Origin of the sequence: Streptomyces sp. CB00455, assembly GCF_001905445.1 — a bacterium.
In the GTDB taxonomy this organism is placed as follows: domain Bacteria; phylum Actinomycetota; class Actinomycetes; order Streptomycetales; family Streptomycetaceae; genus Streptomyces.
In genome coordinates this window covers 198,573-221,184 of sequence record NZ_LIVQ01000007.1, presented here as the reverse complement: position 1 = coordinate 221,184, position 22,612 = coordinate 198,573, and the positions used below count along the sequence as shown (strand labels likewise).

22 protein-coding genes are annotated in these 22,612 nt (G+C 69.3%); 10 read left to right on the top strand and 12 right to left on the bottom strand.

Translation table 11 applies throughout. The features are described from left to right. Positions 1-186: 186 nt before the first annotated feature. Positions 187-843, bottom strand: a complete 657-nt coding sequence (locus AMK16_RS26300; RefSeq protein WP_073919825.1) for a class I SAM-dependent methyltransferase — start codon at positions 841-843, stop codon at positions 187-189. Positions 844-956: 113 nt separating this feature from the next. Then, positions 957-1,226, bottom strand: coding sequence for a hypothetical protein (locus AMK16_RS26295; protein ID WP_073919824.1), 270 nt, complete (start codon positions 1,224-1,226; stop codon positions 957-959). A 318-nt stretch (positions 1,227-1,544) separates the two neighbouring features. Between AMK16_RS26295 and AMK16_RS26290 the strand changes: the two genes are divergently transcribed. Next, positions 1,545-2,153, top strand: coding sequence for a hypothetical protein (locus AMK16_RS26290; protein WP_073919823.1), 609 nt, complete (start codon positions 1,545-1,547; stop codon positions 2,151-2,153). A 526-nt stretch (positions 2,154-2,679) separates the two neighbouring features. Here AMK16_RS26290 and AMK16_RS26285 read toward each other — a convergent pair. The 5 genes from AMK16_RS26285 to AMK16_RS26265 all read right to left on the bottom strand — a co-directional run bounded on the left by AMK16_RS26285 (position 2,680) and on the right by AMK16_RS26265 (position 6,303). Continuing rightward, positions 2,680-3,084: a VOC family protein gene (locus AMK16_RS26285; protein ID WP_073919822.1), complete on the bottom strand. Its 405-nt coding sequence runs from the start codon at positions 3,082-3,084 to the stop codon at positions 2,680-2,682. A gap of 309 nt (positions 3,085-3,393) precedes the next feature. Next, positions 3,394-4,338, bottom strand: coding sequence for a helix-turn-helix domain-containing protein (locus tag AMK16_RS26280; RefSeq protein WP_073919821.1), 945 nt, complete (start codon positions 4,336-4,338; stop codon positions 3,394-3,396). A gap of 435 nt (positions 4,339-4,773) precedes the next feature. Further along, positions 4,774-5,481 carry a hypothetical protein gene (locus AMK16_RS26275; protein ID WP_143196873.1) on the bottom strand — a complete coding sequence of 236 codons (708 nt, stop codon included), beginning with the start codon at positions 5,479-5,481 and terminating at the stop codon, positions 4,774-4,776. 59 nt (positions 5,482-5,540) lie between these two features. Then, positions 5,541-5,726, bottom strand: a complete 186-nt coding sequence (locus AMK16_RS36315) for a hypothetical protein (RefSeq protein ID WP_073919819.1) — start codon at positions 5,724-5,726, stop codon at positions 5,541-5,543. Position 5,727: 1 nt separating this feature from the next. Continuing rightward, positions 5,728-6,303 (bottom strand): TetR/AcrR family transcriptional regulator, encoded by a 576-nt coding sequence (locus AMK16_RS26265; protein WP_073919818.1) that lies wholly within the window; start codon positions 6,301-6,303, stop codon positions 5,728-5,730. A gap of 95 nt (positions 6,304-6,398) precedes the next feature. Between AMK16_RS26265 and AMK16_RS26260 the strand changes: the two genes are divergently transcribed. Continuing rightward, a complete protein-coding gene (locus AMK16_RS26260; protein WP_073919817.1) occupies positions 6,399-6,845 on the top strand; it encodes a DUF1772 domain-containing protein in 447 nt (148 codons plus the stop codon). Positions 6,846-6,878: 33 nt separating this feature from the next. Here AMK16_RS26260 and AMK16_RS26255 read toward each other — a convergent pair whose 3' ends face one another. After that, positions 6,879-7,097 (bottom strand): hypothetical protein, encoded by a 219-nt coding sequence (locus AMK16_RS26255; RefSeq protein ID WP_073919816.1) that lies wholly within the window; start codon positions 7,095-7,097, stop codon positions 6,879-6,881. 354 nt (positions 7,098-7,451) lie between these two features. Then, positions 7,452-8,330, bottom strand: a complete 879-nt coding sequence (locus AMK16_RS26250; RefSeq protein WP_073919815.1) for a helix-turn-helix domain-containing protein — start codon at positions 8,328-8,330, stop codon at positions 7,452-7,454. Positions 8,331-8,693: 363 nt separating this feature from the next. On the opposite strand from AMK16_RS26250, the gene AMK16_RS26245 reads away from it, so the two are divergent. The 5 genes from AMK16_RS26245 to AMK16_RS26225 all read left to right on the top strand — a co-directional run bounded on the left by AMK16_RS26245 (position 8,694) and on the right by AMK16_RS26225 (position 12,675). Further along, positions 8,694-8,867 carry a CsbD family protein gene (locus AMK16_RS26245; RefSeq protein ID WP_073919814.1) on the top strand — a complete coding sequence of 58 codons (174 nt, stop codon included), beginning with the start codon at positions 8,694-8,696 and terminating at the stop codon, positions 8,865-8,867. Between the two features lie 348 nt (positions 8,868-9,215). Beyond that, positions 9,216-9,794: a GNAT family N-acetyltransferase gene (locus tag AMK16_RS26240; protein ID WP_073919813.1), complete on the top strand. Its 579-nt coding sequence runs from the start codon at positions 9,216-9,218 to the stop codon at positions 9,792-9,794. A gap of 214 nt (positions 9,795-10,008) precedes the next feature. Further along, positions 10,009-10,995 carry a phage baseplate protein gene (locus AMK16_RS26235; RefSeq protein ID WP_073919812.1) on the top strand — a complete coding sequence of 329 codons (987 nt, stop codon included), beginning with the start codon at positions 10,009-10,011 and terminating at the stop codon, positions 10,993-10,995. A gap of 207 nt (positions 10,996-11,202) precedes the next feature. Then, a complete protein-coding gene (locus AMK16_RS26230; RefSeq protein ID WP_073919811.1) occupies positions 11,203-12,228 on the top strand; it encodes a LysR family transcriptional regulator in 1,026 nt (341 codons plus the stop codon). Between the two features lie 99 nt (positions 12,229-12,327). Next, positions 12,328-12,675: a VOC family protein gene (locus tag AMK16_RS26225; RefSeq protein WP_073919810.1), complete on the top strand. Its 348-nt coding sequence runs from the start codon at positions 12,328-12,330 to the stop codon at positions 12,673-12,675. A 176-nt stretch (positions 12,676-12,851) separates the two neighbouring features. On the opposite strand, the gene AMK16_RS26220 is transcribed toward AMK16_RS26225, so the two are convergent. Continuing rightward, positions 12,852-14,135 carry an MFS transporter gene (locus tag AMK16_RS26220; protein WP_073919809.1) on the bottom strand — a complete coding sequence of 428 codons (1,284 nt, stop codon included), beginning with the start codon at positions 14,133-14,135 and terminating at the stop codon, positions 12,852-12,854. Positions 14,136-14,191: 56 nt separating this feature from the next. Here AMK16_RS26220 and AMK16_RS26215 point away from each other — a divergent pair, with 56 nt between their 5' ends. Next, a complete protein-coding gene (locus AMK16_RS26215; protein WP_073919808.1) occupies positions 14,192-15,202 on the top strand; it encodes an ArsR/SmtB family transcription factor in 1,011 nt (336 codons plus the stop codon). An 81-nt stretch (positions 15,203-15,283) separates the two neighbouring features. Here AMK16_RS26215 and AMK16_RS26210 read toward each other — a convergent pair whose 3' ends face one another. Continuing rightward, positions 15,284-16,156 carry a MerR family transcriptional regulator gene (locus AMK16_RS26210; protein WP_079191724.1) on the bottom strand — a complete coding sequence of 291 codons (873 nt, stop codon included), beginning with the start codon at positions 16,154-16,156 and terminating at the stop codon, positions 15,284-15,286. Between the two features lie 23 nt (positions 16,157-16,179). Then, positions 16,180-17,196 carry an alpha/beta fold hydrolase gene (locus AMK16_RS26205; protein WP_242438913.1) on the bottom strand — a complete coding sequence of 339 codons (1,017 nt, stop codon included), beginning with the start codon at positions 17,194-17,196 and terminating at the stop codon, positions 16,180-16,182. A 504-nt stretch (positions 17,197-17,700) separates the two neighbouring features. Between AMK16_RS26205 and AMK16_RS26200 the strand changes: the two genes are divergently transcribed. Next, positions 17,701-19,251 carry a sigma-70 family RNA polymerase sigma factor gene (locus AMK16_RS26200; RefSeq protein WP_079191769.1) on the top strand — a complete coding sequence of 517 codons (1,551 nt, stop codon included), beginning with the start codon at positions 17,701-17,703 and terminating at the stop codon, positions 19,249-19,251. Between the two features lie 504 nt (positions 19,252-19,755). Beyond that, on the top strand, positions 19,756-22,119 hold the full coding sequence (locus AMK16_RS26195) for a non-reducing end alpha-L-arabinofuranosidase family hydrolase (RefSeq protein ID WP_073919806.1): 2,364 nt from the start codon (positions 19,756-19,758) through the stop codon (positions 22,117-22,119). The last annotated feature ends 493 nt before the right edge of the window (positions 22,120-22,612 follow it).

Genomic DNA, 22,612 nt, shown 5'->3' with positions numbered 1-22,612 from the left:
CACCAGACCTCAACTGCATTCCGGTTCCCCCTAGCTCGTCTAACCGACCCGACAGTCTGTCGAATCGTCAGATGATCCTGGCAGTCGACGTCATCGTGATCAAATGCCATGGACGTTGGACCAACACAACGTTCGTGCCAGCGAACCTAGTCGACGACTGGCAACGCCTGCTTGCTTTGGAGCCCGTCAGCTGTGGTGCCAGACGAGTGTGTAGCGCCAGAACAGACGTCGGCGTGGCCGAACGCCGGGCAGAACACCCCGAGCCCCACCGAGGATCTCGGCGAAGCTCATGGTCGCTGGCCGGGTGGGCGCCGTCATCGAAACCGGCCGTGGCGCCCTACGTCCCTTGCTCTTGATCCAGGCCATGGCGACATTCATCGGGATGGCGGCAGCACCGAGGAGGTGATCGCTGCGTGACTGCGCACGCGCGACCCCTACGACGACCAGGATCCCACCTGGTGTCAGGTGCCGGCGAAGGTGGGTGAGAGCGTCGGAGAACGGCAGATGGTGGAGGGTGGCGACACACGTGATGACGTCATAGGAACCGGGCGGTATCTCGGTCAGGGCGTCTCCGGCAGTGAACCGCACTGGAAGGGCGGCGCCGGTGAGCTCCCGTGCCCGAGCAACCATCGCAGGGTCGGCGTCCAGACCCTGCACGGATGTGGCACGCGAGGCCAGAAGTCGGGCCAGATCACCGCTGCCCGACCCGACGTCCAACGCCCTTTCGAAGTGTCGGGGGAGCTGCCGCATGATCCAGCGGTGGTAGTGGGCGTTGTGGTCCCACGGGTGGAGGGCATGGAAGCGGTCAAGCGCCCGAAAAAGGCGCGGCAGCAGTGTCGTCATCCCGCCAGTCCATCATGATCAATCTTCCAGGGACACCATCACGTACTTCTCAGCCAGAGACCCCGACCAGGGCGGTCCCCGTTCGTCGGCACAAACCTTGCGGTGGTCCAGCTTCAGTGGCCGTCGTCACGGTTCGTTGTCACAGGACAGGCGGCACCAACCGTGTGAGTGCTCTGGCCGTGGGCCATGCCGTTGCGAAGCCTGCGTCCATCGTGGTGGAACCCCGCCTGCCGGACCGTCAGGAGTTGCAAGGCGGCGCCCGGCTCGATGGGCTGGTGCAGCGGCAGATGGCGACAGCGCACCACGACGGTATCCGGTCCGGCCGCCAGCACATCGAGGATGCGGGAAACGCAGTCCTCCCGGGCGGACGACTTAGGGGTCACGCTCCTCCTCCGTGCTCCGGTGTCCGGGCCCTTCGGCGACCGGGGCCGCCGGAGGGACAGGGAGGGTCGTTGTTCGATCAGCAGCAGGACGAGGAAGGGAGGGTTTTCCATCATTCCGAATGCTGCCCTTATTCGGACCGGCGAGTTGATGGCGCAACAGCGGCCGGCCCGGCCGAAACGAGCGGGAAGGTTTTTCTGACATTGCTCACGACTTGCATGACAAACGTCATGGAAATCCTCCCCGAAGTCCTTTTCTGAGGCAGGGGAGCACGGCCGGCGGCCTTAGAGTGACGCGCAGACCCGTGAACAGGAGGCCCCATGGACCTGATTTCCCGCACCGGACGCGCTCCCCGCGGCGTGACGGGTGCACCGGCCCGGCGAGACCCCGGAGCGGGCCGCGGCCCGCTGATCGGGGCGGCCTTCGGAGGGGTGTGGTTCCTCATAGGCCTCGGCGCGCTGCACGGCGGCCCCCGCCGAGCCGCGGCCGTGGCGGGGGCCGTGCTCGCCGTCGCCGTGACCTTCGCCGTACTGCGTGCCCGCAGCAGGCCGGTCGCCCTTCAGGCCGCAGCCCCGCAGCCACGCGGGCGCGCGTTCGTCCGGCTGATCGTGATCCAGGCCGTACTGCTCGGCGTGGGCGCCGGGCTGGTGAACAGTCGGCTCGACAAACCCCAACTGGCTTTCTGCTGGGCCGCTCTCGTCGTCGGCGGCCACTTCTTCCCGCTGGCCCGCGTGCTCGATGCCCCCCTCCTGCGCGTGCTGGGCGCGGTGATGGTCGCGGTGGTCGCCGCGACCGCCGCAGTGGCCCTGGCGGCTCCGGGCACCACCCCGTGGATCTGGCAGGCACTGCCCGGCTTCGGTTGCGCGTGCGCGCTGTGGGCAGCCGTCCTCGCCACCGGGCTGCGGGCACCGTCCCGCCGGCAGGGGTGACCGGCCGCCCCTGCTGGCACGTCGACCGCGGATGGCACTTGTCACGCCCTCCGTGCCAAGTGTGAGGAACATCCCGGCCGGGCCGCACCTGCCTTCTTCCGGCGGACAGCATGCCGCCGTGAAAGAGCGAGGCGTGACGGTGAACCTGGAAGACGGTGCCGAAGGCCTCGTATAAATTCGCGCATTGAGTAGGGTTCCGATGGCCCCGAGATGGGTTGAGGTCGTGCCGCTGCGCGAGCCGGCCGTGTCGCGGATGACGGCGCCCGCGGTGCACTGCCTGGAGTCATTGTCCCCGGACCCCGGGAACGCGCTGCTGCGGATGGCGGAGGCGTTCACCGCGCTCGCCTCGGTACACCTCTTCAGAGCGCCGCACGGCATGTTCTCCCTCCGTTTCCACGCGGAGGCCTTCTTCATCCGGGTCGGCCCCGGCAGCCGCCGATGCGGACCCGCCTCCACGAGCCACCCTGTTGCAGAGCGCCCGTGGGCCGGAGTGGCGGACCAGGAAACCCCCTGGCCCGCCGCTGCGTCACGAAGCCGTGGGGGTCTGCTCGTGGCTGCCGTAGGGCCGCGTGATGATCTCCATGCCGTGCCCGGCCGGATCCATGAAGTACAGTCCGCGCCCGCCGTGGTGGTGGTTGATCTCTCCGGGCTGCTTCAGATGCGGATCGGCGTAGTAGGCGATCCCGGCCTGCTGGAGTCGCGCGAAGGCTGCATCGAACTCCTCGTCGGAGACGAGGAACGCGTAGTGCTGCGCGGTGATCGACTCGGCCGGGATGGCGGCGAAGTCCAGGGTCACCCCGTTGCCGGTGAGCACGGGAACGAACGGGCCCCACTCGGTCCCGACCTCAAGCCCCAGGATGTGTGCGAGGAACTCGGCCGACTCCCGGTTGTTCCGGGCATGGACGATGGTGTGATTCAACTCGACTGACATGTGTGGAATGCCTCCGTAAGGCAATCTCACGGGCACCTCCATGCCTCACCCGGCCGGTGACCGACACGCGATGCCGTGCCCGTGATTGTAAGCAACACCGGTCCGGGCGTCGAGGCCGCACCCGGGACGAAAGGCCTCGACAGCGATCACCAGCCATCCGGCCGCGTTTGCGGAGGCGGATCGTACCTGGCCCCGGCGGGCTCGGTGGACTCGGACGACGGGTGACCGACATCCGCGCAGGGCCTGGCTGACCTCCCCCTCGTGGCGGCGGTCAGCACCACGGCCCGCGTCGATGCACCCCGGCCGGCCTCAGACCATGCGGGGCAGGGGCGGTACGGCCGGTGCGGCTTGATCCGCGGCACGCAGGGCTCGCGCCAGCCACTCCAGCTCCTCGGACGCGTCGGGAGATGCATACTGTCCGCGCACGCGGGCGACGAGCCCGCGGTAGCGCTCCGCCCCTGCCTCGATCCCGGCCTCCAGGCTGCGCAGCACGGCGGCCCGATCGGCGTCGCCGAACAGATCGGACAGCACTTCGGCCGCTGCCGGTCCCTCAGGGGTGATCCCGCGCCCTCTGACCTCCGCGACGGTCTGCACGACCTGCCTGGCCCACCAGATGGTTGCCCCGGGGGGACGGCCCTGCCCCGGTGCAGGCGTGTTGAGCTCCATCCATGTGCGCATCCGGCCGCGGAAGCCGGAGTCCCGCACCAGCTCGGCCAGTTCGATCCAGGCGTCGACCTGTTCGGGTGTGGGGTCGTCGGGCAGGTCGATACTGAAGGTGCGCATGCGGTCGCGCAGATGCGGGTCGACGTCGAGACCGCCGAACACCTCCTCCTTGAACTCGTCGATGATCTGCTTGCGTTCGGCGGCGGAAAGCCGTGCCAACCGGTTCATCAGTGCTGTCTCCTGAGCGGTCGAACCACGTTTCGATACGGTGGACAGGACGGCCCGGCTCACCTTGAGTGAGCGGATCTGCGCGTCGAGCGCGGCCACGTGCGCGTCGGCGACTTCGGCGACCGTGGTGCGGCCGCTCAGGACGCGGCACACGTCGTCGAGCCCGAGGCCCAGCTCCCGCAGAGTGCGGACCAGTTCGACGCGGGCCACGGACTCGGCGTCGTACAGCCGGTAGCCGCTCGCGGAGCGATCCACGGGCGGCACCGCTCCCTCGTCCGACCAGAAGCGCAGAGTGCGCACCGGAAGCCCGGTGCGGTGCGCGAGCTGGCCGATGGTGAGCACGTCGGGGTGTTCGTCTTCCATGGGCGAGATCCTGGACCCTCCAGCCGCTGGAGACTCAAGCGCCCGGGCGCGCGAGCCAGTGGATCTTGACGGCGAGGGGCACGTGCGCCGCTCGCCGTGGCGGTCAGGCGGTCCGCATGAGCCCGTAAGGGCCCGGCATACTGCGGGGCTCATCGAAGGCGCATCAGTCCTGGCAACACCACCTGCCGTGGATGCGCACCCCGGAAGACGACGGACCGCCCGCTGCTCGACACCCTCGCAAGCGGGGGATCCAGCACCCGATTCGCGGTTCCTAAGGGCTGTCCCGCAATCCCCGGTGGACCAGCGCACGGCGTCAGATGCGGTGCATCGCAAGGCGGAGGGGCGCCCTCATACTGGGCGTATCGGGGCGTTCCGACAACGCCGCGAGGCGCCGTAGCTGGCGTCGTGCGCCCGCCGGGGATTGCGGGACAGCCCTTAGCGCCGGGTCCGCTCGATCGCGGCGATCTCCGCTGCCGTCGCGGTGGCCCGCCGGCCCGCCTGGACCTGCTGGAGTCGTTTGAAGGTGGCAGCCAGCACGTCGTGCGCGTCCGTGGGATCCGCGCTCGCGTCGTCGACGCGGACTCGGGCGATGACGGTGCCGGACCGGCTGTAGGCGTCAACGGTGCCGGTTTCACTGTGCGTGAGGAAGGCCGATTCCTCTCCCACCCGAGAGGACACCTCGACGGGAGTCCACCCTTCCTTCTCCAGCCATTGGTCATACGCCGTCTTCGCGTGCGCGGCATTGTCGAACTGGCAGACCTTGAGCTGGATGCCTCGTGAGCTGGTCGACCCCTGGTAGTCGTAGTCGCCCCTGCCCGCCTGCTGCCAACCGGCCGACGCGGAACCATCCTGACGGGAGCAGTCGTCGGGGTCTCCTGGCGTTCTCTTGTGCAGGCTGCCCGGGTAGTAGCCGGGGACCACGTCCTTGGCATCGGGAATTGCCTGGGTGAGCTCGCCCCGGGTGAGTTGCTTGGTCAGCGGTACGTCGGTGTCGTCCCGGAAAGGCTGCACCTCGCCTGCTCCGCTCGCGGCGGGCGCTCCGACCGGTGATGGCGCTCCTTCCGACACCTTGTCCGACGAACAGGCGGTCAGGGTGAGACAGGCCATGAGGGCTGCGGCGATGCCGAAGTGACTGCGTGTCATGTGATCAACTTAGTCCGCGTCGCAGCCACCCGGATACCTGGAGTCCGGCCATCCTCGCGTCACAGCCCGATTACGTCGGTGGCGGTGTTGTCGAACAGCTCGCCCTCGGCGACGTAGACGACATCCTGGTGCGTACTGATGCTGCGTCGGTGGAGCAGTGCCTCGAAGCCTGCCTGCCGCGCCTGCGTGAACTGGGCTTCTCTTTTCCCGGGTGACGAGGCATGCCGGCTGGAGTGGAGCGACAACTCACCGTGCGAGGCGGTCCACCAGTAGCTCCACCCTCCGCTCGGCGTCCCCCGGCGGCAGCCGTCCCGCGCGGTTCAGGGTCGCCAGCCCGTGCAGGGCCGCCCAGAACACCTCGGTGAACAGCTCCGGATGGACCCCGTCCCCGGCGACCTCGCTGAGGCTCTCCAGCAGGGCGGCGAAGGCGTCTTTCAGCGGCTCCGGGGTGTCCTCGCTCGCGAACGCCAGGCCGCCGTCGAGCTGGAACACGGCGTCGTAGACCGCCGGGTTGCGCTCGGCGAAGTCGAGGTAGGCGCGGGCCAGGGCGGCGGCCCGGGCGCGCGGGCCGTCCGCGGCGGAGGCCGCGGCCCGCAGCGCTGCGGCCATCTCGGCGGCACCTTCGAGGGCGACGGCCCCGATGATCTCTCGCTTCCCGCGGAAATGGCTGTAGAGGACGGGCTGGCTGTACTCGATGCGCTCGGCGAGCCGACGGGTGGTGACCGCGTCCCAGCCCTGTTGCTCGGCGAGTTCGCGGGCCGTCGCCACGATGAGGCGCTCGCGGCCCGCCCGTTCGCGTTCCTTGCGTTCTTGTACCGACATGATGCGATCCTAGCATCGCTAGACAATCGAGCGGCAGCAGGGCTAGCGTTGCCTCATCATCTAGCGACGCTAGGTCGATCTCAGGAGGGGTCATCATGCTCAGTGCACTCGAGGTCTTCACCACCGTGGTCGTCGGCGTGATGGTGGGGGTGGAGTTCTCCGTCGCCTTCTTCGTCAATCCGATCCTGAACGGCCTCCCCGGCGACAACGGCCTGCGCGGCCGCACGCACGGGGCCCGGCTGCTCGGCGCCGTGATGCCAGTCTGGTACATCGGCTCGCTCGCCCTCAGCGCGGTCTGGGCCATTGCCGGATGGCACCACCACGGCGCCGGCCTCGTCGCCACCGCCGCCGCGCTACTGATCCTCAGCGTGGTCATGTCGATCCTGCTGCTCGTCCCGATCAACAACCGGGTCAAGACGTGGACCGCCGACGGCCTGCCCGCCGACTGGAAGCAGCAGATGAACCGCTGGGACCGCTTCCACTACGTCCGCGTCGCCGTCATCATCGCCGCCTTCGCCCTGATGGTCGCCGCCCTCGCCTGAGCCTGCGGGCATTGTCAAGACGGTCCGTCGCTTCTACCGGACCGGCGCGCTGGAGCCGCCGTCACCGGGGCGCCGCAGACGCAGGATGACGGCGGCAGTGCCCCCGAACAGCTCGATGATGCCGAACACCGGCAGGTCGGCGAGGGCGAGGCCGGTCGCCAGGATCATGATGATGACGACGACAAGGATTTCTCCGCCGGTGAGCGGGCGGCTGCGGGGGTGAGGGGACCCCGATGGGGCGATGATGCGCATGAGGGCTTCCCTGGGTAGTCGATCAGCACCAGCCGCGCCTCCGCCTGAGGATGCGCGACTGATGTTCGGCTGCACCGAACAGGTCCGGCGGGGGCTTCCAGACCCTGAGCACCGGACCGGTGGGATCTTCTCACCAGTAATCCTTCGATCACCAGCTGTTCCCCTCCCGGGGGCGGAGTTGCTACACAGCCGACCCGGCAGGGAGAGCCCCACGGGGGTGAACTGATGGCCGGAAGAAGCGGAAGTCAATCCGAAAGCGCTGCTCAGGCCCCGCAGGCCCGGGGTGTTGGTTGACTTTCGGCCAGATCGGCGTCCTCTTGAAGGGGCTCCACGGGATCATTCCCCGGGGCCGACTCACGGGCGGTCCGCGTCGATGTACGACTTGATGGCCTCGGTGATGAACCGGTGGCTGCCGTCAGGGTCCAGGGCGCGGGCCTGGAGGTGGTCGTAGATCTGGCGGTAGCGCTGCACGTCGGATGGCTTCTCCAGGTGGACATCGCTGGTGAACCGCTCCAGATGCACTACCCCCGCCACACCCGCCCCGGGGCCCTCAGCGGACCTCAGGAGGGAGAACTGCCCTGACAGCCCCGGGTGAGCCCCTGCCGTATGGGGAAGGACCTGCACGGTGATGTGCGGCTCGCCGCCGAGCGTGTTCAGGTGCTCCAGTTGCTCGCGCATGACGTCCGGGCCACCGACGACACGGCGCAAGGCCGACTCGTCCAGGACCACCCACAGGCACAGCGGGCGTCCCGGGTCGTAGATGCGGTGCTGACGGCGCAGCCGGACCTTCAGGCGCACGCCTTCCTGTTCGACGGTGAGCGGGGGGATCGTTTCACCGATGACGGCCTGGGCGTAAGCGGGGGTCTGCAGCAGGCCGGGGATCATCAGGGGCTCGTAGGTGTGGATCGAGGCGGCGTCGCTTTCCAGGGCGATGTGGACGCTGTCGGGGAGGTCGCCGTAGCGGTTCCACCAGCCCTGCCCGCCGGATTCCCTTGCCATCTGCATGAGCGAGTTGATGACCTGCCGGTCCGTCACTCCGTACATCGCGCACAGATCCAGCACATCGCGGGGGTGGATGGCGCGGCGGCCGTTCTCCAAGTGGCTGATCTTGGGCTGCGAGACCATGAGCCGCTCGGCCACCTCGATGCTCTTGAGCCCACACTCCTGACGCAGCCGGCGCAGCTCGGCTCCCAGACGCCGTCTCCCGACGGTGGGATTACTGATCGCCACCACGGGCGGACAACCTCCAGTCTCACTGCACTGTCCTGACCCGCAGATTGCCACGGGAAGAGACTTATCGATCACGTGCCATGCCGTCGAGCCCGGAAGCATCCGGAGGGGGCTCAGCGTGTGACTCCCCGGCAAGGGCGCCGGGACCGTCCGGAGCCACCAGGTCTGCGCGAAGCCGGGCTGCCCCTGACGGTTTTGAGGGGCCATCCTCGTGTCTGCTCCTCCTGCCGTCCGCCGCATGCCCCGCCGCGGTCCTCGCTGTCGGCGCTCTGCACGCACACCGGGGCGTGCGCCCGGGGGTTTACGGGCGGCGCTTGCGAGCAGGAGAGCGGCACGACCAATCCGGTACTTCACGAGGAGGTCCCCATGTCGGGCACCGAAAAGAGCAAGGCGCACGCCGAGCAGGTCAAGGGCAAGGTCAAGGAGACCGTCGGCCGCGCCGTCGGCAACGACCGTATGACGGCCGAAGGCCGCGCCGACCAGGCCAAGGGCAGCGCCCGCCAGGCCAAGGAAGACACCAAGGACGCCTTCCGCCACTGACCGCCCGCAACAGACCGCTGTGCACACGGGGCCCCGACCCTTCCCCCAGGGTCGGGGCCCAGTCATGTCCGGATAAGGGCAGCGGCGCGTCCGCGTCTTGGCGAGGGCGGTGCAGGAGGACGAGGGCACTACGGGAGGAAGGCCCGCTCGGGGCGTCGTGCTGAGCCTGCGGCTGCGTGGGAACCGGGGCAGGCGTTGGAGCGGCGGGCGTCGTTCTCCGGACTGGGGACGTCGACCCCCAGTTCAGGGATCCCGGGGCAGAGAGACGGCCCACACGCTTGCCGAAGAACGCGGCGCCGTCCCCCCGGTGACGGGTGCTGTGGATCCTCGCCTGCCAGGATCAGTGGCATGTCTTCGTCTTCCAGCCCTGCCCCTTGGCCCGTTTCGCTGAGCACGGACCGACTTGTCCTGCGCCCGATCGAGCGCGGTGACGTCGCTGCCCTGTCGCGGCTCTGGACCGACTCTCAGGTGCGCCGCCATCTCGGTGGGCCCGTGGCCGGGGAGACGCTCCGTGCCCGCGAGGAGGGGTGTGTCGCTGCCTTCGGTGCGTTCACCGTGGTCCTGACCACGGACATGTCCGTGGTCGGTCTGGTGTCGGTCGAACCATGCTCGCGCCGGGAAGGCCGGACAGAGGTGTCGTATCAGCTGCTGCCAGAGCACTGGGGCTGCGGATACGGCCGCGAGGCGGTCGTCGCCGCGGTGTCCTGGGCCCTGGACACCGTCACATCCCAGCGGCCTGAGGTGGTCGCCGTCACCCAGAAGAGCAACGAGCGTTCGCGTCGGCTGCTTGAGTCCATCGGGATGCGCCCGATCGACACCTTCGTGGAGTGGGACGCAGAGCAGGTCATGTACTCCACCGACCGAGCAACATGGGTTCGGGGCACGTGCGGTGATGAGCGACGTGTCACATCCGAGCCGCACCCATGACCGGCCGTGACCGGCCGTGACCGGCCCTGCGGAAGTACTCCGCTCGTGGCGGCGAACATCCCGTCCGCCCGAGGCCGCCGCGTCGAAGGAAGGGCGGCTCGCCGACCGGTCCGATCCGGGGGATCGACCCGGCCGGCCATTGGCATGGAGCCGCACGTCAGGTAATTCTTGATCTTCATCTTCACTTGTCCGGCATCTGCCATCGGAGGGGCCCGTGTTCGAAAAGTCGTTGAGCCGTCGAGGACTACTGCGCGCGGGTGGAGGTCTCGGCCTGGCTTCGCTGGGGCTGGGGCTGGGAGCGGGGCCCGCGTCGGCCGCGGTGCCGGCCTCGAAGCGCTTCGACCTGACCCAGCCTTCACACGACCTCTTCCGCAGCAAGGCGCTGCACGATGACACCGTCCAGCAGGGCTTCGCCTTCGACAGCGTCAACCGGCGGTTGTTCGTCGCCCAGCGTCGCAACGGCACAGCCGAGAACGCCGGCGACTTGTGCATCACCCAACTCGACTTCGACGGCGACCAGGTCGGCTCGACAGGCAGCGCGTACGGCCACATGCACCTCACCGGCTTCGGCCACGGTGTCTCGTTCGGCGCCCAGGCCGTGGGCACCTCCACGTACCTGTGGACGGAGGTCGAGGCCAACGACAACGGCTACGGAGCGCGCCTCGCACGCTTCAAGTTCACCAAGGGAACGACCCTGTCGAACACGTCGTCAGCGCTCACCAAGTTCACCCCGGTGGCAGGTGCCTCGGAGCACACGTGCGCCATCGACCCGGTCCACCAGCGCCTGATCGTCCGCTACCACCGCAGCGGAGCGAAACACCTGGCCGTGTACGACCTCGCAGAGGCCGCGAAGGGGAACTTCACCAGCCCCCTCGCCGACTTCGCACAGCCGGATCTCGGAACGCGGAAGTTCCAGGGCTACGCCGCTTACGGCAGCTACCTCTACCTCCTGACCGGACACTCGTACCTGGAATCCGGCAACGTGGTGGACTCCGAGATCACCAGCGTCAGCATGAACACCGGCGCCGTCATCCAAGGCCCGGTGATCACCAACGCCGGGTCCACCCTGGTCTTCCGCGAGCCGGAAGGCCTGGCCGTCTACAAGACCGCGGACGGAGAGACCCGTCTCTTCCTCGGCTTCGCCTCCGGGCTGGAAGGTGACCGCCGTTCCAACCTCTTCTACAAGAACATCCTGGTCTGACCAACCCGACAGGACGCCGTGGGGCCGTTCCAGGACTCAGGCGGCACCGGCAGGTCGTGCTCGCGTCGGCGCCCGGCTCCTTGGGCAACTGCTCCCACCGGATGCCGGTGTGCAGCACGAACGGGATGCCGCACAGCCCTCCGGCCCCTTCGACAACGGCCTCGGCGAACCCTGTCGCCCGTCGCCGTCAGTGGGTGAAACTGAGGCGTGCGTGATGTCACTGATCCCCGGCTGCTGCGGGCTTTCCTTGTTGTGGCGGAGGAGCTGCACTTCACTCGCGCCGCTGCCCGGTTGTTCGTCGCACAGCAGACGCTCAGCCGCGACATTCAGCGGCTGGAGCAGGCGTGGGGGCGTGTCTTGTTCGTGCGGGACACCCGGCACGTCACCCTCACCGCCGAGGGGAGCCGCCTGCTGCCGACCGTCCGCCGTGTCCTGGCAGCCCATGGCGAGTTGAGCCGAGAGCTACGCACCACGCCGGGGTCCGGCAGCGACCGGCCGCTGGTCGTCGATGTCGCCAACAGCACGTCGACCGGCACCCGGGTGCTCGATCTGGCCCGCAGGGACGCTCCGGGGCTGGACTTCGTCCTCCACACCCGCAGCGGACTGACCCGGGCCGTGGCGGAGATGGCGGACGGACACCTCGACGTCTCCTTCGGTCGTGTCGCCGGAATCCCGCACGGGCCCCGGGGCACACTGGAGCACCGGCTCATCCGCTTCGACCAGCTGGCGGTGATGGTGCCGACCGATCACCGGCTCGCCGCCTTGCCCCGGGTGCCGCTGGCCGCGCTGGCCGGCGAGACCCTCTACGCCGCGGCCGGCAACGAGGACACCGCCGAGTGGACGGACTACGCGCGCTCCTTGTGTGCGGGGCGCGCCATCGAGCTGGCGCCGCCCTACCCCAAGATCGAGGGTGAAGTGGAATTCAGCCGGACCATGCGCAGAAACCGTTGGCTTGTCCTCACCAGCCTCAGCTTCATGACCGTTCCTGAGATGGTCCTGCGCCCCCTGACCGATCCGGTGCCCCTCACTGCGGTGTCCATGGTCTGGCGCCGCAGTCTGCGCCACCCAGGAGTGAAGGCCCTGGCCGACGCCGCGCGGACCCTCGGTGCTGCCGAAGGCTGGCTGGAACGCCCACCGGGCTCCTGGCTTCCCGAGACGGACCTGCGTGTCGTAGAACGGCCTCACGACAGCGCGGGAGCCGTCGAGGGGCCGGATGCCCGCCGGCCCCGGTAGCCTCCCATGGCGCGTGCGGCGGCTGGTGTGGCGTAGTAGTCCTGGAGGTCCTGGAGGTCCTGGAGTGGCAGGCATGTCTGTTCTCACGTGGAGTTGCCGATGACCGTTCGTCGTGTCGTACCCAATGTCCAGTCCCAGGCCCTGCAGGAGAACCGGGAGTTCTACGGCCTGCTCGGACTGGAGGAGGTCATGAATCACGGCTGGATCATGACGCTCGCCTCCCCCTCCAGTCCGGCGGCGCAGATCAGCTTCATGGCCCGCGACAAGACCGCACCGGTCCCGCCCGACATGAGCGTCGAGGTGGACGATGTGGACGCGGTCTACGCCGTCATCCGGGACAGCGGGGCGGAGATCGTGCACCCCTTGCAGGACGAGGAGTGGGGAGTGCGCCGGTTCTTCGTCCGTGACCCGAGTGGCCACGTCATCAACGTGCTGGGCCACCGCTGACCGCGGTCCCGGCCCACGGAGGGATCGGGCTGCGCGCCGGCGGCCAATACGGGCGATCGCACGGAATCTCGATACGGTCCCGCCGATGGTCTGATGTCGCCGGTTCATCGGCGACCGCGTCGGACGACTCACGTGGCGGCCGGCGCAGCCGGTACGTCCGCGCAGCTCAGGGCGTGTCACATCTCGTCGGTGGGTGGCACGGCCGATCGCCCGCTCGGCGTGGTGGCCGCGTGAAGATCTCGTCGCATGCGGACGGGGGAGCAGAAGACGGGGAGGAAGGCGCCGGCCAGACAGATCGCGCCCACCCAGACCGCCGCCCGTACGCCTGCCGCCTCTGCCACGAGGCCACCGAGGGCGGAGCCTATGGCCAGAGCCCCGGTGAGCAGGAAGCGGAACGTGGCGTTCATGCGACCGAGCAGCGGGCCCGGGGTCAGGTGCTGTCGCAGGGTGACCCCGAGGACGTTGTCGATGCCGGTCTTGGTCATGACCGCGAGCCACCCGGCGCCGGCTACCCATAGCCACGGCCCGTTGCCGAGCAGCGTGACGGCGAGTGCGGCGGGTGCGAACCAGAGCCCTGCCAACCCCAGGGTGCGACCATGCCCCAAGCGCGAGGCGAGGCGTGGGGCGAGACGGGCGCCGAGCAGGATGCCCAGGCCGCCTGCCGCCCAGTACGCCCCGAGCGCCCCGGCGGGCAGGTGCAGTTCCTGGGTGAACAGCACGGGCAGCACGGCGTTGATCATCTGTGCGCCGAGGTTGGCGAGGCTCGCGGTGAGCGCCAGTGCGCGCAGCTCGCGATGGGCCAGGACGTGTCGCAGCCCTTCCGCCATGTCGGCACGCAGCCGTCGCCGGTCGGCCGGCTCCCGGGAAGGGACGTGGCGGCGGCCGATTCCCGTGAGGCCGGCGGCGGAGGCGAGATATGCGACGGATCCGCTGAGGATCGCCAGTGGAGCGGTGAGGAACTGGACCAGGAAGCCGCCGGCTCCGCGGCCGGCGATGTTGGCGCCGGCCATCAGGCTCACGAGGGCGGCGTTCGCCGGAACCAGGTGCTCGCGTCCTGCCAGTTCGGGCAGGACGCTCTGCGAGCCGACGTCGAAGAACACCGTGGCGCAGCCGTTCAGCAGCACCACCGCGTACAGGTGCGGCAGCGAGAGCGTACCCAGCCACCAGCTGACCGGGATCGAGGCGAACAGCAGGGCTCGGGCGGCGTCGGCAGCCACCAGCACCCGGTGGGTGGGCAGGCGGTCCACCCAGGCGCCCGCGGGCAGGCCGATGAGGAGGAAGGCGGCGGTGGACAGTGCGGCCAGCGCACCGGCCTGGCCGGGGCCCGCGTCGAGGGCGGTGACCGCGAGCAGCGGGATCGCCACGTAGCCGATGTTGCTGCCGAGGTGGCTGAGGGCGCTTGAGGCGAACAGGACGCGGAAGTCGCGCAGGCACCAGGGGGAACGGGGGTTTTCGGTCATGCGCGGTACGGTGCGCGACCGCTCGCGGCTCCACCTATTGATTTATTCTGGGCTGAATGATTGCGATCGAACTGGGCTTGGAAGACGTGGCCCGGACGCGCTTCGCGATCTCCCCGCTGTGGGAGGTGGTGGCCAGCGTCCGGGTGCTCAAGGGCGCGGACGAACACGGCCTGCATCGCATCTGGGCGGAAAGGGTGCGCCCGCGGCTGGCGGCCTCAGGCCTCGACTTCAGCCCATTGTTCGACCTCGTTCCCGTGCCCGCGCGCTCGCCTTGGGCCGGCCGCGTTCCGGGGTTCATCTGCCCGCCGCCCACGACGCCGTTGCCTTCGCTGGATGTGGAACTGGCCACGGTCCGGGCCACCCCTCCGGCGCTGCTGCACACGACGGCCGAGGTGCCGCGGGCGCGGATGGCGGCACTGCGCGCCGACCCGGCAGCCGAACTCGGACGGCTGGCCGAAGTGCTGGAAGCGTACTGGGAGCTGGCCCTGGCTCCGTACTGGTCGCGGATCCTCACCTTGCTGGAGGAAGACATTCGCTACCGCGCCGGCCGCCTGGTCGAAGGCGGCACCCAGCAGCTGTTCGCGGATCTCGACCCGCAGGTCACCTGGGCCGGTGGCACGCTCCAGCTGGAGCACCGCACCGTGCGCGGAGCACGGCGGCTCGACGGCCGGGGCCTGTTGCTGGTCCCGTCCGCTTTCGTGTGGCCGCGCGTCTTCTCCGTGCTCAACGAACCGTGGCAGCCCTCGCTGCGCTACCCGCCGCGCGCCATCGGAACGCTCTGGCACGCGCGACCCGCGACCGTCTCCGACGCCCTGGCGGGTGTGCTGGGCCGATCCCGCGCGACCCTCTTGAGCGAGCTGAACTCCCCCGCCTCGACCACCGTCCTCGCCCGCCGCACCGGGCTGACCGCCGGCGGCGTCTCCCAGCATCTGACCGCCCTGCGCACCGCGGGTCTCGTCAGCGCCCACCGTGCAGGCAGAGAGGTGTTGTACGCACGCACCCGGGTCGGCGAGAGCGTCGTGGAGGCCGCAGGCGGAGGGCCGGTCCCCTTTGCGGGCCGTGTGTGACCTGGCATCCGCGCCTGCGGGATCAAGGTGGACACCGAAACCGGGGCCTGCGCACTCGCCCCGGCAGGAGCCCGCCTGTCCTCACCCCTCACGCCGGTAACGCCGCGCTTCCGGCTGCGCTTTCGCCTGAGCTTCCGGCATGTTGGCGCCACATTCCGGCTGCCACATTCCGGCACCGCCCGGTGCTGGGCCGATGCGTTCGAGCTTGGTCCAGCCGGTCCAGCCGCGCTTCTTCATCAGCTCGACCAGATGACGGGCCGATGGCATGGCCTGGAACGCCTGGGTGTCCAGCAACTCGGCGAACGCAGGATCGACGTCGACATCGTCGACGTAGTCCTCGCCCAGCTCGTCGGCCATCCGCGTGATGTAAGCCGCCACCTCGTCGGCCAGCTCGACCAGCCGGGGGTCGTCGTCGGCCCGGTCGAGCGCCCGGCCCAGGTCGAGGTAGAAGGTGATGAGCTGCGGGTCGGCGATCTGCTCCCGTTTGCGCGCCATCCACTGCGGGACTCGCCCGGGTGAGTGCGCGGCGAGCGCGATCCAGCCGTCGCGTTCGGCCCGGACGATCCGCTCGTCGATCCCCAGCGCCCGCAGCTGTTCGAGGAACACGACCACCTCCGCGGGCAGCGCCAGGTGGTCCCCGGCAGCGAGGCGGGTGACCCGCTCCCGGTGCCGCTGCCGCTCCCGGATCTCCGCCTGCAGCCGCTTGTCGATGTCCGCCACCGCCGCGGTGAATTCCTCCTCGTCGGCCTGCAGCAGTTCCCGCACGCGTGCCAGCGGGACTCCGGCTCCGGCGAGGGTCCGGATTCTGATCAGCTCGACCACGGCGCCGGCGTCGTACCTGCGATAGCCCGAGTGGTCCCGCTCCGGCTCCGGCAGCAGCCCCTTGGCGTGATAGTGCCTCACCGCACGGACCGTGACTCCGGCGTACGACGCGAGCCTGCCGATGGTCAGCATGGGAACAGTCTCCCGGAAGCCGCTCACGAAGTTGGCCGGTCCGCTGGATGGTGTGCGCTCCTGATGACCTCCGCGATTTCCGGGGCGTGGGTGAAGACCAGCCTGTGGTCGGTGGGGAGCCAGGACGTGGAGATGTGCGGCCGCGCGCGGACGAGCCGTTCGACGCCGGCACGCCAGAGCTGGTTGTGGCGTGGCGCCCGCCCTTCGGTGCTGTCGCCGGCGATGGCGGTCGACATGATCATGCTGATCGGGTGGTCGATCCTCCGGTACCGGTCGAGGATGCCGGACCGCACCACGTCGAGTTCGAGTTGCAGGTCGAGTACGTCCTGGGCGGTGAGCAGGACTTGACGCGCAGTACCCTTCGCCGCCTCGGTCTCTCGACGCGCCGCCGGGTCCTTCAGCATGGCGTGGAACTCCGCCCGGTCGGCGTCGGTGATGAACGGTTCGGGCAACGGGTTCGCCCCGTCGACCAGGACGAGCCCGGCGATGGTTTCAGGACACTGGGAGGCATAGTGCACGGCCAGGTCCGCGCCCAGCGAGTAGCCCACGAGTACGGGAACCAAGGGCAGGTCCAGGCGTCCCAGCTCCGCCATCACCGCTGTGAGATCGCTCAAGAACGCGTCGAAACGATACCCGGCGCCGGCCGTGGCGGGCGAGGCGTAGCCGTGTCCCCTCAGATCGAAGGTCACCACGTCGTAGTCGCGTCGGAGCAACCCGGTCAGCTCGTGCAGGTCAGCCTGGGTCGAGTGCAGTCCGGGACACAGGACCAGCGGCCGTCCCCGGCCGCCGCGGGATACCGGGATCGTGATGCCGTCGTGCCGGACCGTGAAGTGCCGGACCGTGAAGTGCCGGACCGTGAAGTGCCGCACCATCGTGTCGCCCCTCTCACTGCGCGCCCCGTCGTTGCCGGTCGGCGGCATGTCGGTGATCGTCCCTCGGCGAGGTCGCTGATCGGATCCTGCCGCGACCTCGTGGTCGCCGTACGGCTTGCCCAGGCGGGCGGTCGCGATCGGAGCGGTTTTCCCCGTCCTGCCGACCATGGTGAGAGGTTGCCCTTGCGTCAGGGTCAACCATCGCGGAGACGTCACCTCCTCACCGGCGCGGCCTCCGTCCTTTGCCCACACCGACGCGGGGGTTTGTCGAGGCCGGCGCCCGGCCCATCGAGGCGTTTCGCGACGGTAGAGACGTCTCAGGCCGCGCAGGGGCTCGCCACCCGGCCATACAGGAGGCTCCGGGCCGCCGAAGGCCGGTGGCGCGGCCCCCGCCCCCACCTCCAGGCCGCAGGTCGCCACCGGCTCGCCCCGCAGACCGGCCCCTTCCGGTCAGCGGCCACAGACAGCCGCCGGTCCCACCCTGTACGCTCGCTCACCCAGAAGGTGCACCTGTTCTTGCGGCGGATCCGACCTAGACACTCGGATCCTCCCAGCTCAGGGGCACCTTCTTCTGACGTGACGTCAGATTACCAAGACCGGTTGATACACGAGGGCAAGGTGTGGCGCCGTACTCGGCAGATCGCTCCCCTCCGGGAGGTGGGAATGGGGCTCATGGATGCGGACCACGCGGGGCTGGTCGTCGCGGCGCAGGCCGGTGACGACCGGGCGCGGGAGAAGCTGATCGCCGCGTACCTGCCGTTGCTCTACAACATCGTGGGGCGAGCGCTGAGCGGACATGCGGACGTCGACGACGTCGTCCAGGAAACCCTGCTGCGCGTGGTGCGCGACCTGCCTGCCCTGCGTGCCCCGGAGAGCTTCCGGTCCTGGCTGGTCTCGATCACGCTCCGTCAGATCAACACCCACTGGCACCGGCAACGCACCCTCGCCGGCCGGACCACGATCATCGACGAGGCACTCCAGATACCGGACGCCGGCGCCGAAATCGAGGACGTGACGATCCTGCGTCTGCACGTGTCGGACGAGCGCCGTCAGGTTGCCGAAGCCGGACTGTGGCTCGATGCGGACCATCGGGTGCTGCTGTCGCTGTGGTGGCAGGAATGCGCCGGCTCGCTGAGCCGTGACGACATCGCCGCCGCGGCGGGGCTCACCGTCGCCCACGTGGGAGTACGCCTGCAACGCATGCGCGAGCAGCTGGAACTGAGCCGGACGATCGTCGCCGCGCTGGAGGCCGATCCGCGCTGCCCGCAGTTGGACGAGACCGTCGCCGGCTGGGACGGTCTTCGTACATCGGTGTGGCGCAAGCGGATCGCGCGGCACACCCGCGGCTGCCCGGTCTGCATGGCGACGACGACAGGACGGGTTCCGGCCGAAGCACTGCTCCTCAGCCTCGCTCCGCTGGCCGTCCCGGCCGGACTCATCGCCGCGCTGGCCGCCAAGGGGGTGCTGTCGGGTACGGCCGTGAGCGCCGCCGGGCTGGCCACGGCACCCGTCGCCGTCGCCGCGGCGACGGGGGGAGGCGGTCTGCACGGCGCGCTGATCGGCAAACTCCACGCGGTGACCGCCCATCCGCTGGTGGGCCTCGCCACCGGCGCGGTGCTCGTCGCCGGGACCGCCACCTACGCGACCTGGCCCGAACCGGCGCATCGGGTGCCCGGCGTCATCTCCGCTCCCACGGTCGGCAGCCCCACGCCGATCCCGTCGAGCACCACCACCTCGGCCGGACCGTCCCCGGTGGATCCGTCCGCCGTCGCAGGCACTGTTCCGCTGGGCGCACAGTCGCTGGAGTCCGTGGACGACCCCGCCCTGTACCTCACGTATGCCGACGACTTCGCGACGCTCGGCCGGGTCTCCGCGTCCAGCAGCGCTCAGGCACGGCAGCGGGTCACCTTCGTGGTCGTCCAGGGGCTGGCCGACACACGGTGCGTCACCTTCCGCGCCGCCGACGGCCGCTACCTGCGCCATCGTGAGCTGCGACTACGGCTGAGCACCCATGACGGCAGCCAACTGTTCCGTGAAGACGCCACCTTCTGTCCGCGCCCCGGGGCGGTCGCCGGGTCGGTGACCCTGCACGCGCACAACTATCCCGGCTCGGTCCTGCGTCACCGCGACGGTGGCATCTGGCTCGACGGCTCCGACGGTACCCGGGCTTTCGCCGGCCAGGCTTCCTTCATCGTGCGCAGGGCCTGGGCTACCGCTCCTTGAGCATGTCGGACCGCGTCGCGCAGTGACAGCCGGTGACCGTGCGCCGCGAACTGAAGACTGATCAGCGCGACCGCGACCGCCACGGGTCCCATTGAAGGGACCTTCACTGATGGCCAGTGCGGCGCGCCCTTCCACAGGGACGACCAGACCGCGGGGCCTGGCGTAACACTTTTTGCCGGCGAGATGCATCACTGCGCAATCGTCGGGGCGGCGCGACTTTTTTCGTTACGAGACCGCGAGTGCGGAGGCCTCCATTGCATGGGGTGCTCTTCCCGCCGCTCACCATGACGGGCCGGCGTGGGAGGTTCCCCGACTTGCTCCGTTGACGTATCTCCTGAAGAAAGCCCTTCCCATGACGCGACCCACTCACGAACCCCGGGCGACCGGTAGGCAGGAACGGCGCCACGTCCTGCACCGCACCCACTCCGCGGCGGACCAGGCCGCACCGGCCGGTGCGCGCACGATCTCGGCACCCAGGGTGACCCGCGACCACCTAGGAGAATCATGAAGGGCCTGCACCGGCTCGGCCGGCGTCGCCGGACACTGACGATAGGGCTGTCGGCCGCGGCGCTGGTGGCCGGCGTCGTGACGCTCCTCCCCAGCTCCGCCGGAGCCGCGAACCTCGGTACGCAGGCGGCCCCTTCGGGCAGGTACTTCGGCACCGCTGTGGCCTCCGGCAGGCTCGGCGACCCGAAGTACGCCGCGATCGCGGACCGGGAGTTCAACATGATCACCCCGGAGAACGAGATGAAGTGGGACGCCATCGAACCGTCCCGCGGCAATTTCAACTTCGGCCCCGCCGACCAGATCGTCAACCGTGCCATGGCACACGGCCAGCGCATGCGCGGCCACACCACGGTGTGGCACTCGCAGCTCCCGTCCTGGGTCAGCTCCATCGGCGACGCCAACACGCTGCGCAGCGTGATGAACCATCACATCACCACCGAGATGACCCACTACAAGGGCAAGGTCTACGCCTGGGACGTGGTCAACGAGGCGTTCGCCGACGGCTCTTCGCAGCACCGCAGCTCCGTGTTCCAGAACGTGCTGGGCAACGGCTTCATCGAGGAAGCGTTCCGCACCGCCCGGGCGGCCGACTCCTCGGCCAAGCTCTGCTACAACGACTACAACATCGAGAACTGGTCGGACGCCAAGACCCAGGGCGTCTACAGCATGGTCAAGGACTTCAAGTCCCGCGGCGTGCCGATCGACTGCGTCGGGTTCCAGAGCCACTTCGGCCCCGGGGGCCCGCCGGCCAGCTTCCAGACCACCTTGTCCAATTTCGCCGCCCTGGGCGTTGACGTCCAGATCACCGAGCTGGACATCGCCCAGGCTTCGCCCACCCACTACGCCAACACGGTCAAGGCCTGCCTTTCCGTGGCCCGGTGCACCGGCATCACGGTATGGGGCATCCGTGACAGCGACTCCTGGCGCAGCGGCGAAAGCCCCCTGCTGTTCGACAACAACGGCAACCCCAAGGCCGCCTACACCGCCGTCGTGAACGCCCTCAAGGCCGCCCCCGGGACCACCGGCGGGACGGGTACCGGGGCGATCAAGGGCGTCCCCTCCGGTCGTTGTATCGACATCAACGGCTCCACCAGGGCCAACGGCACCCAGGCGCAGCTGTGGGACTGCAACGGACAGGCCAACCAGCGCTGGACCTACACCTCCGGCAAGCAGCTGATGATCTACGGCAACAAGTGCCTGGACGGCGTGTCCAAGGGCACCGGCAACGGCGCCGCGGTGGTCATCGAGGACTGCAACGGCGGCGCCGGCCAGCAGTGGAACATCAACACCGACGGCACGATCGCCGGTGTCCGGTCCGGGCTGTGCCTCGACGCCGTCGGCGCGGCCACCGCCAACCGCACCAAGATCCAGCTGTACTCCTGCTGGTCCGGCACCAACCAGAAGTGGACCGGCCCGTCCGGGACGCCGACCCCGACGACGCCCGCGCCGACGGGCGGCACGTGTGCGCTTCCGTCCACGTACAAGTGGACGTCGACAGGTGCGTTGGCGCAGCCGGCGAACGGGTGGGGCTCGCTGAAGGACTTCACCAGCGTGGTGTACAACGGCAAGCACCTGGTCTACGGGTCGAACGTGTCGGGATCGTCGTACGGCTCGATGATGTTCAGCCCCTTCGCGAACTGGCCGGACATGGCGTCGGCCGGCCAGACCGGGATGAGCCAGCCCGCGGTGGCGCCCACGCTGTTCTACTTCGCGCCCAAGAAGATCTGGGTGCTGGCGTACCAGTGGGGTGCGTGGCCCTTCATCTACCGCACGTCGAGCGACCCCGCCAACCCCAACGGCTGGTCCGCGCCGCAGCCGCTGTTCACCGGCAGCATCCCGGGCGCCGCACCGATCGACCAGACCCTGATCGCCGACGACCAGAACATGTACCTGTTCTTCGCCGGTGACAACGGCAGCATCTACCGGGCGAGCATGCCGATCGGGAACTTCCCGGGCAACTTCGGCTCGGCGTACACGACGGTCATGAGCGACACGGTGAAGAACCTGTTCGAGGCGCCGCAGGTGTACAAGGTCCAGGGCCAGAACCAGTACCTCATGATCGTTGAGGCTCGGGGTGCCAATGAGCAGCGCTACTTCCGCTCGTTCACGGCCTCCAGCCTGAGCGGTTCGTGGACCCCGCAGGCCGCCAGCGAAAGCAACCCCTTCGCGGGCAAGGCCAACAGCGGTGCCACGTGGACCAACGACATCAGCCACGGTGACCTGGTCCGCAGCAACCCCGACCAGACCATGACCATCGACCCCTGCAACCTGCAGTTCCTCTACCAGGGCAAGTCCCCCACCGCGGGCGGCCCCTACGACCAACTGCCGTACCGGCCGGGTGTCCTCACCCTGCAGCGCTGACCTGCCCGGTCCGCGGTGATCGCGATCGGGGGCGGCCTGCCGGCGCGGAGGCGAGCGGTGTGCGGCACCGGCGCCTCCGTCTGCTGACCGGTACCCACCACTTCGAGGAACCCCAGCCGTTCGTCGGCTGGGGTTCCTTTCCGCGACGGTCGTCTCGGCCTCCGGCCGCCCCGGCACCGTTACCCCGATGGCCCCTGTACTCCACCGGCTGGGCATGCTCCCGGCACATCATCGTCAGGCCGGCGCATGGACGACGAGCCGGTTCTGCTCCCCATCGGGGACTGTCGACCACCTCCGCGATGCCGTGCGGCCTGCTGGTGTCTGACCACGCGTCGAGGTTCCTGCCAAATCCTGGGGCCTGTCCCGCGATGATCGCGGATTCGAGCCCGGAGCTGCCCGAAGGCCGGGCGCCTGCTCAGTCGGTGGCTCGTGGCGTGTCCGTAGATCCGGCGAAGTCGGCGAGCGCGTGGAAGTCGTCCTCGCGCAGACCGTG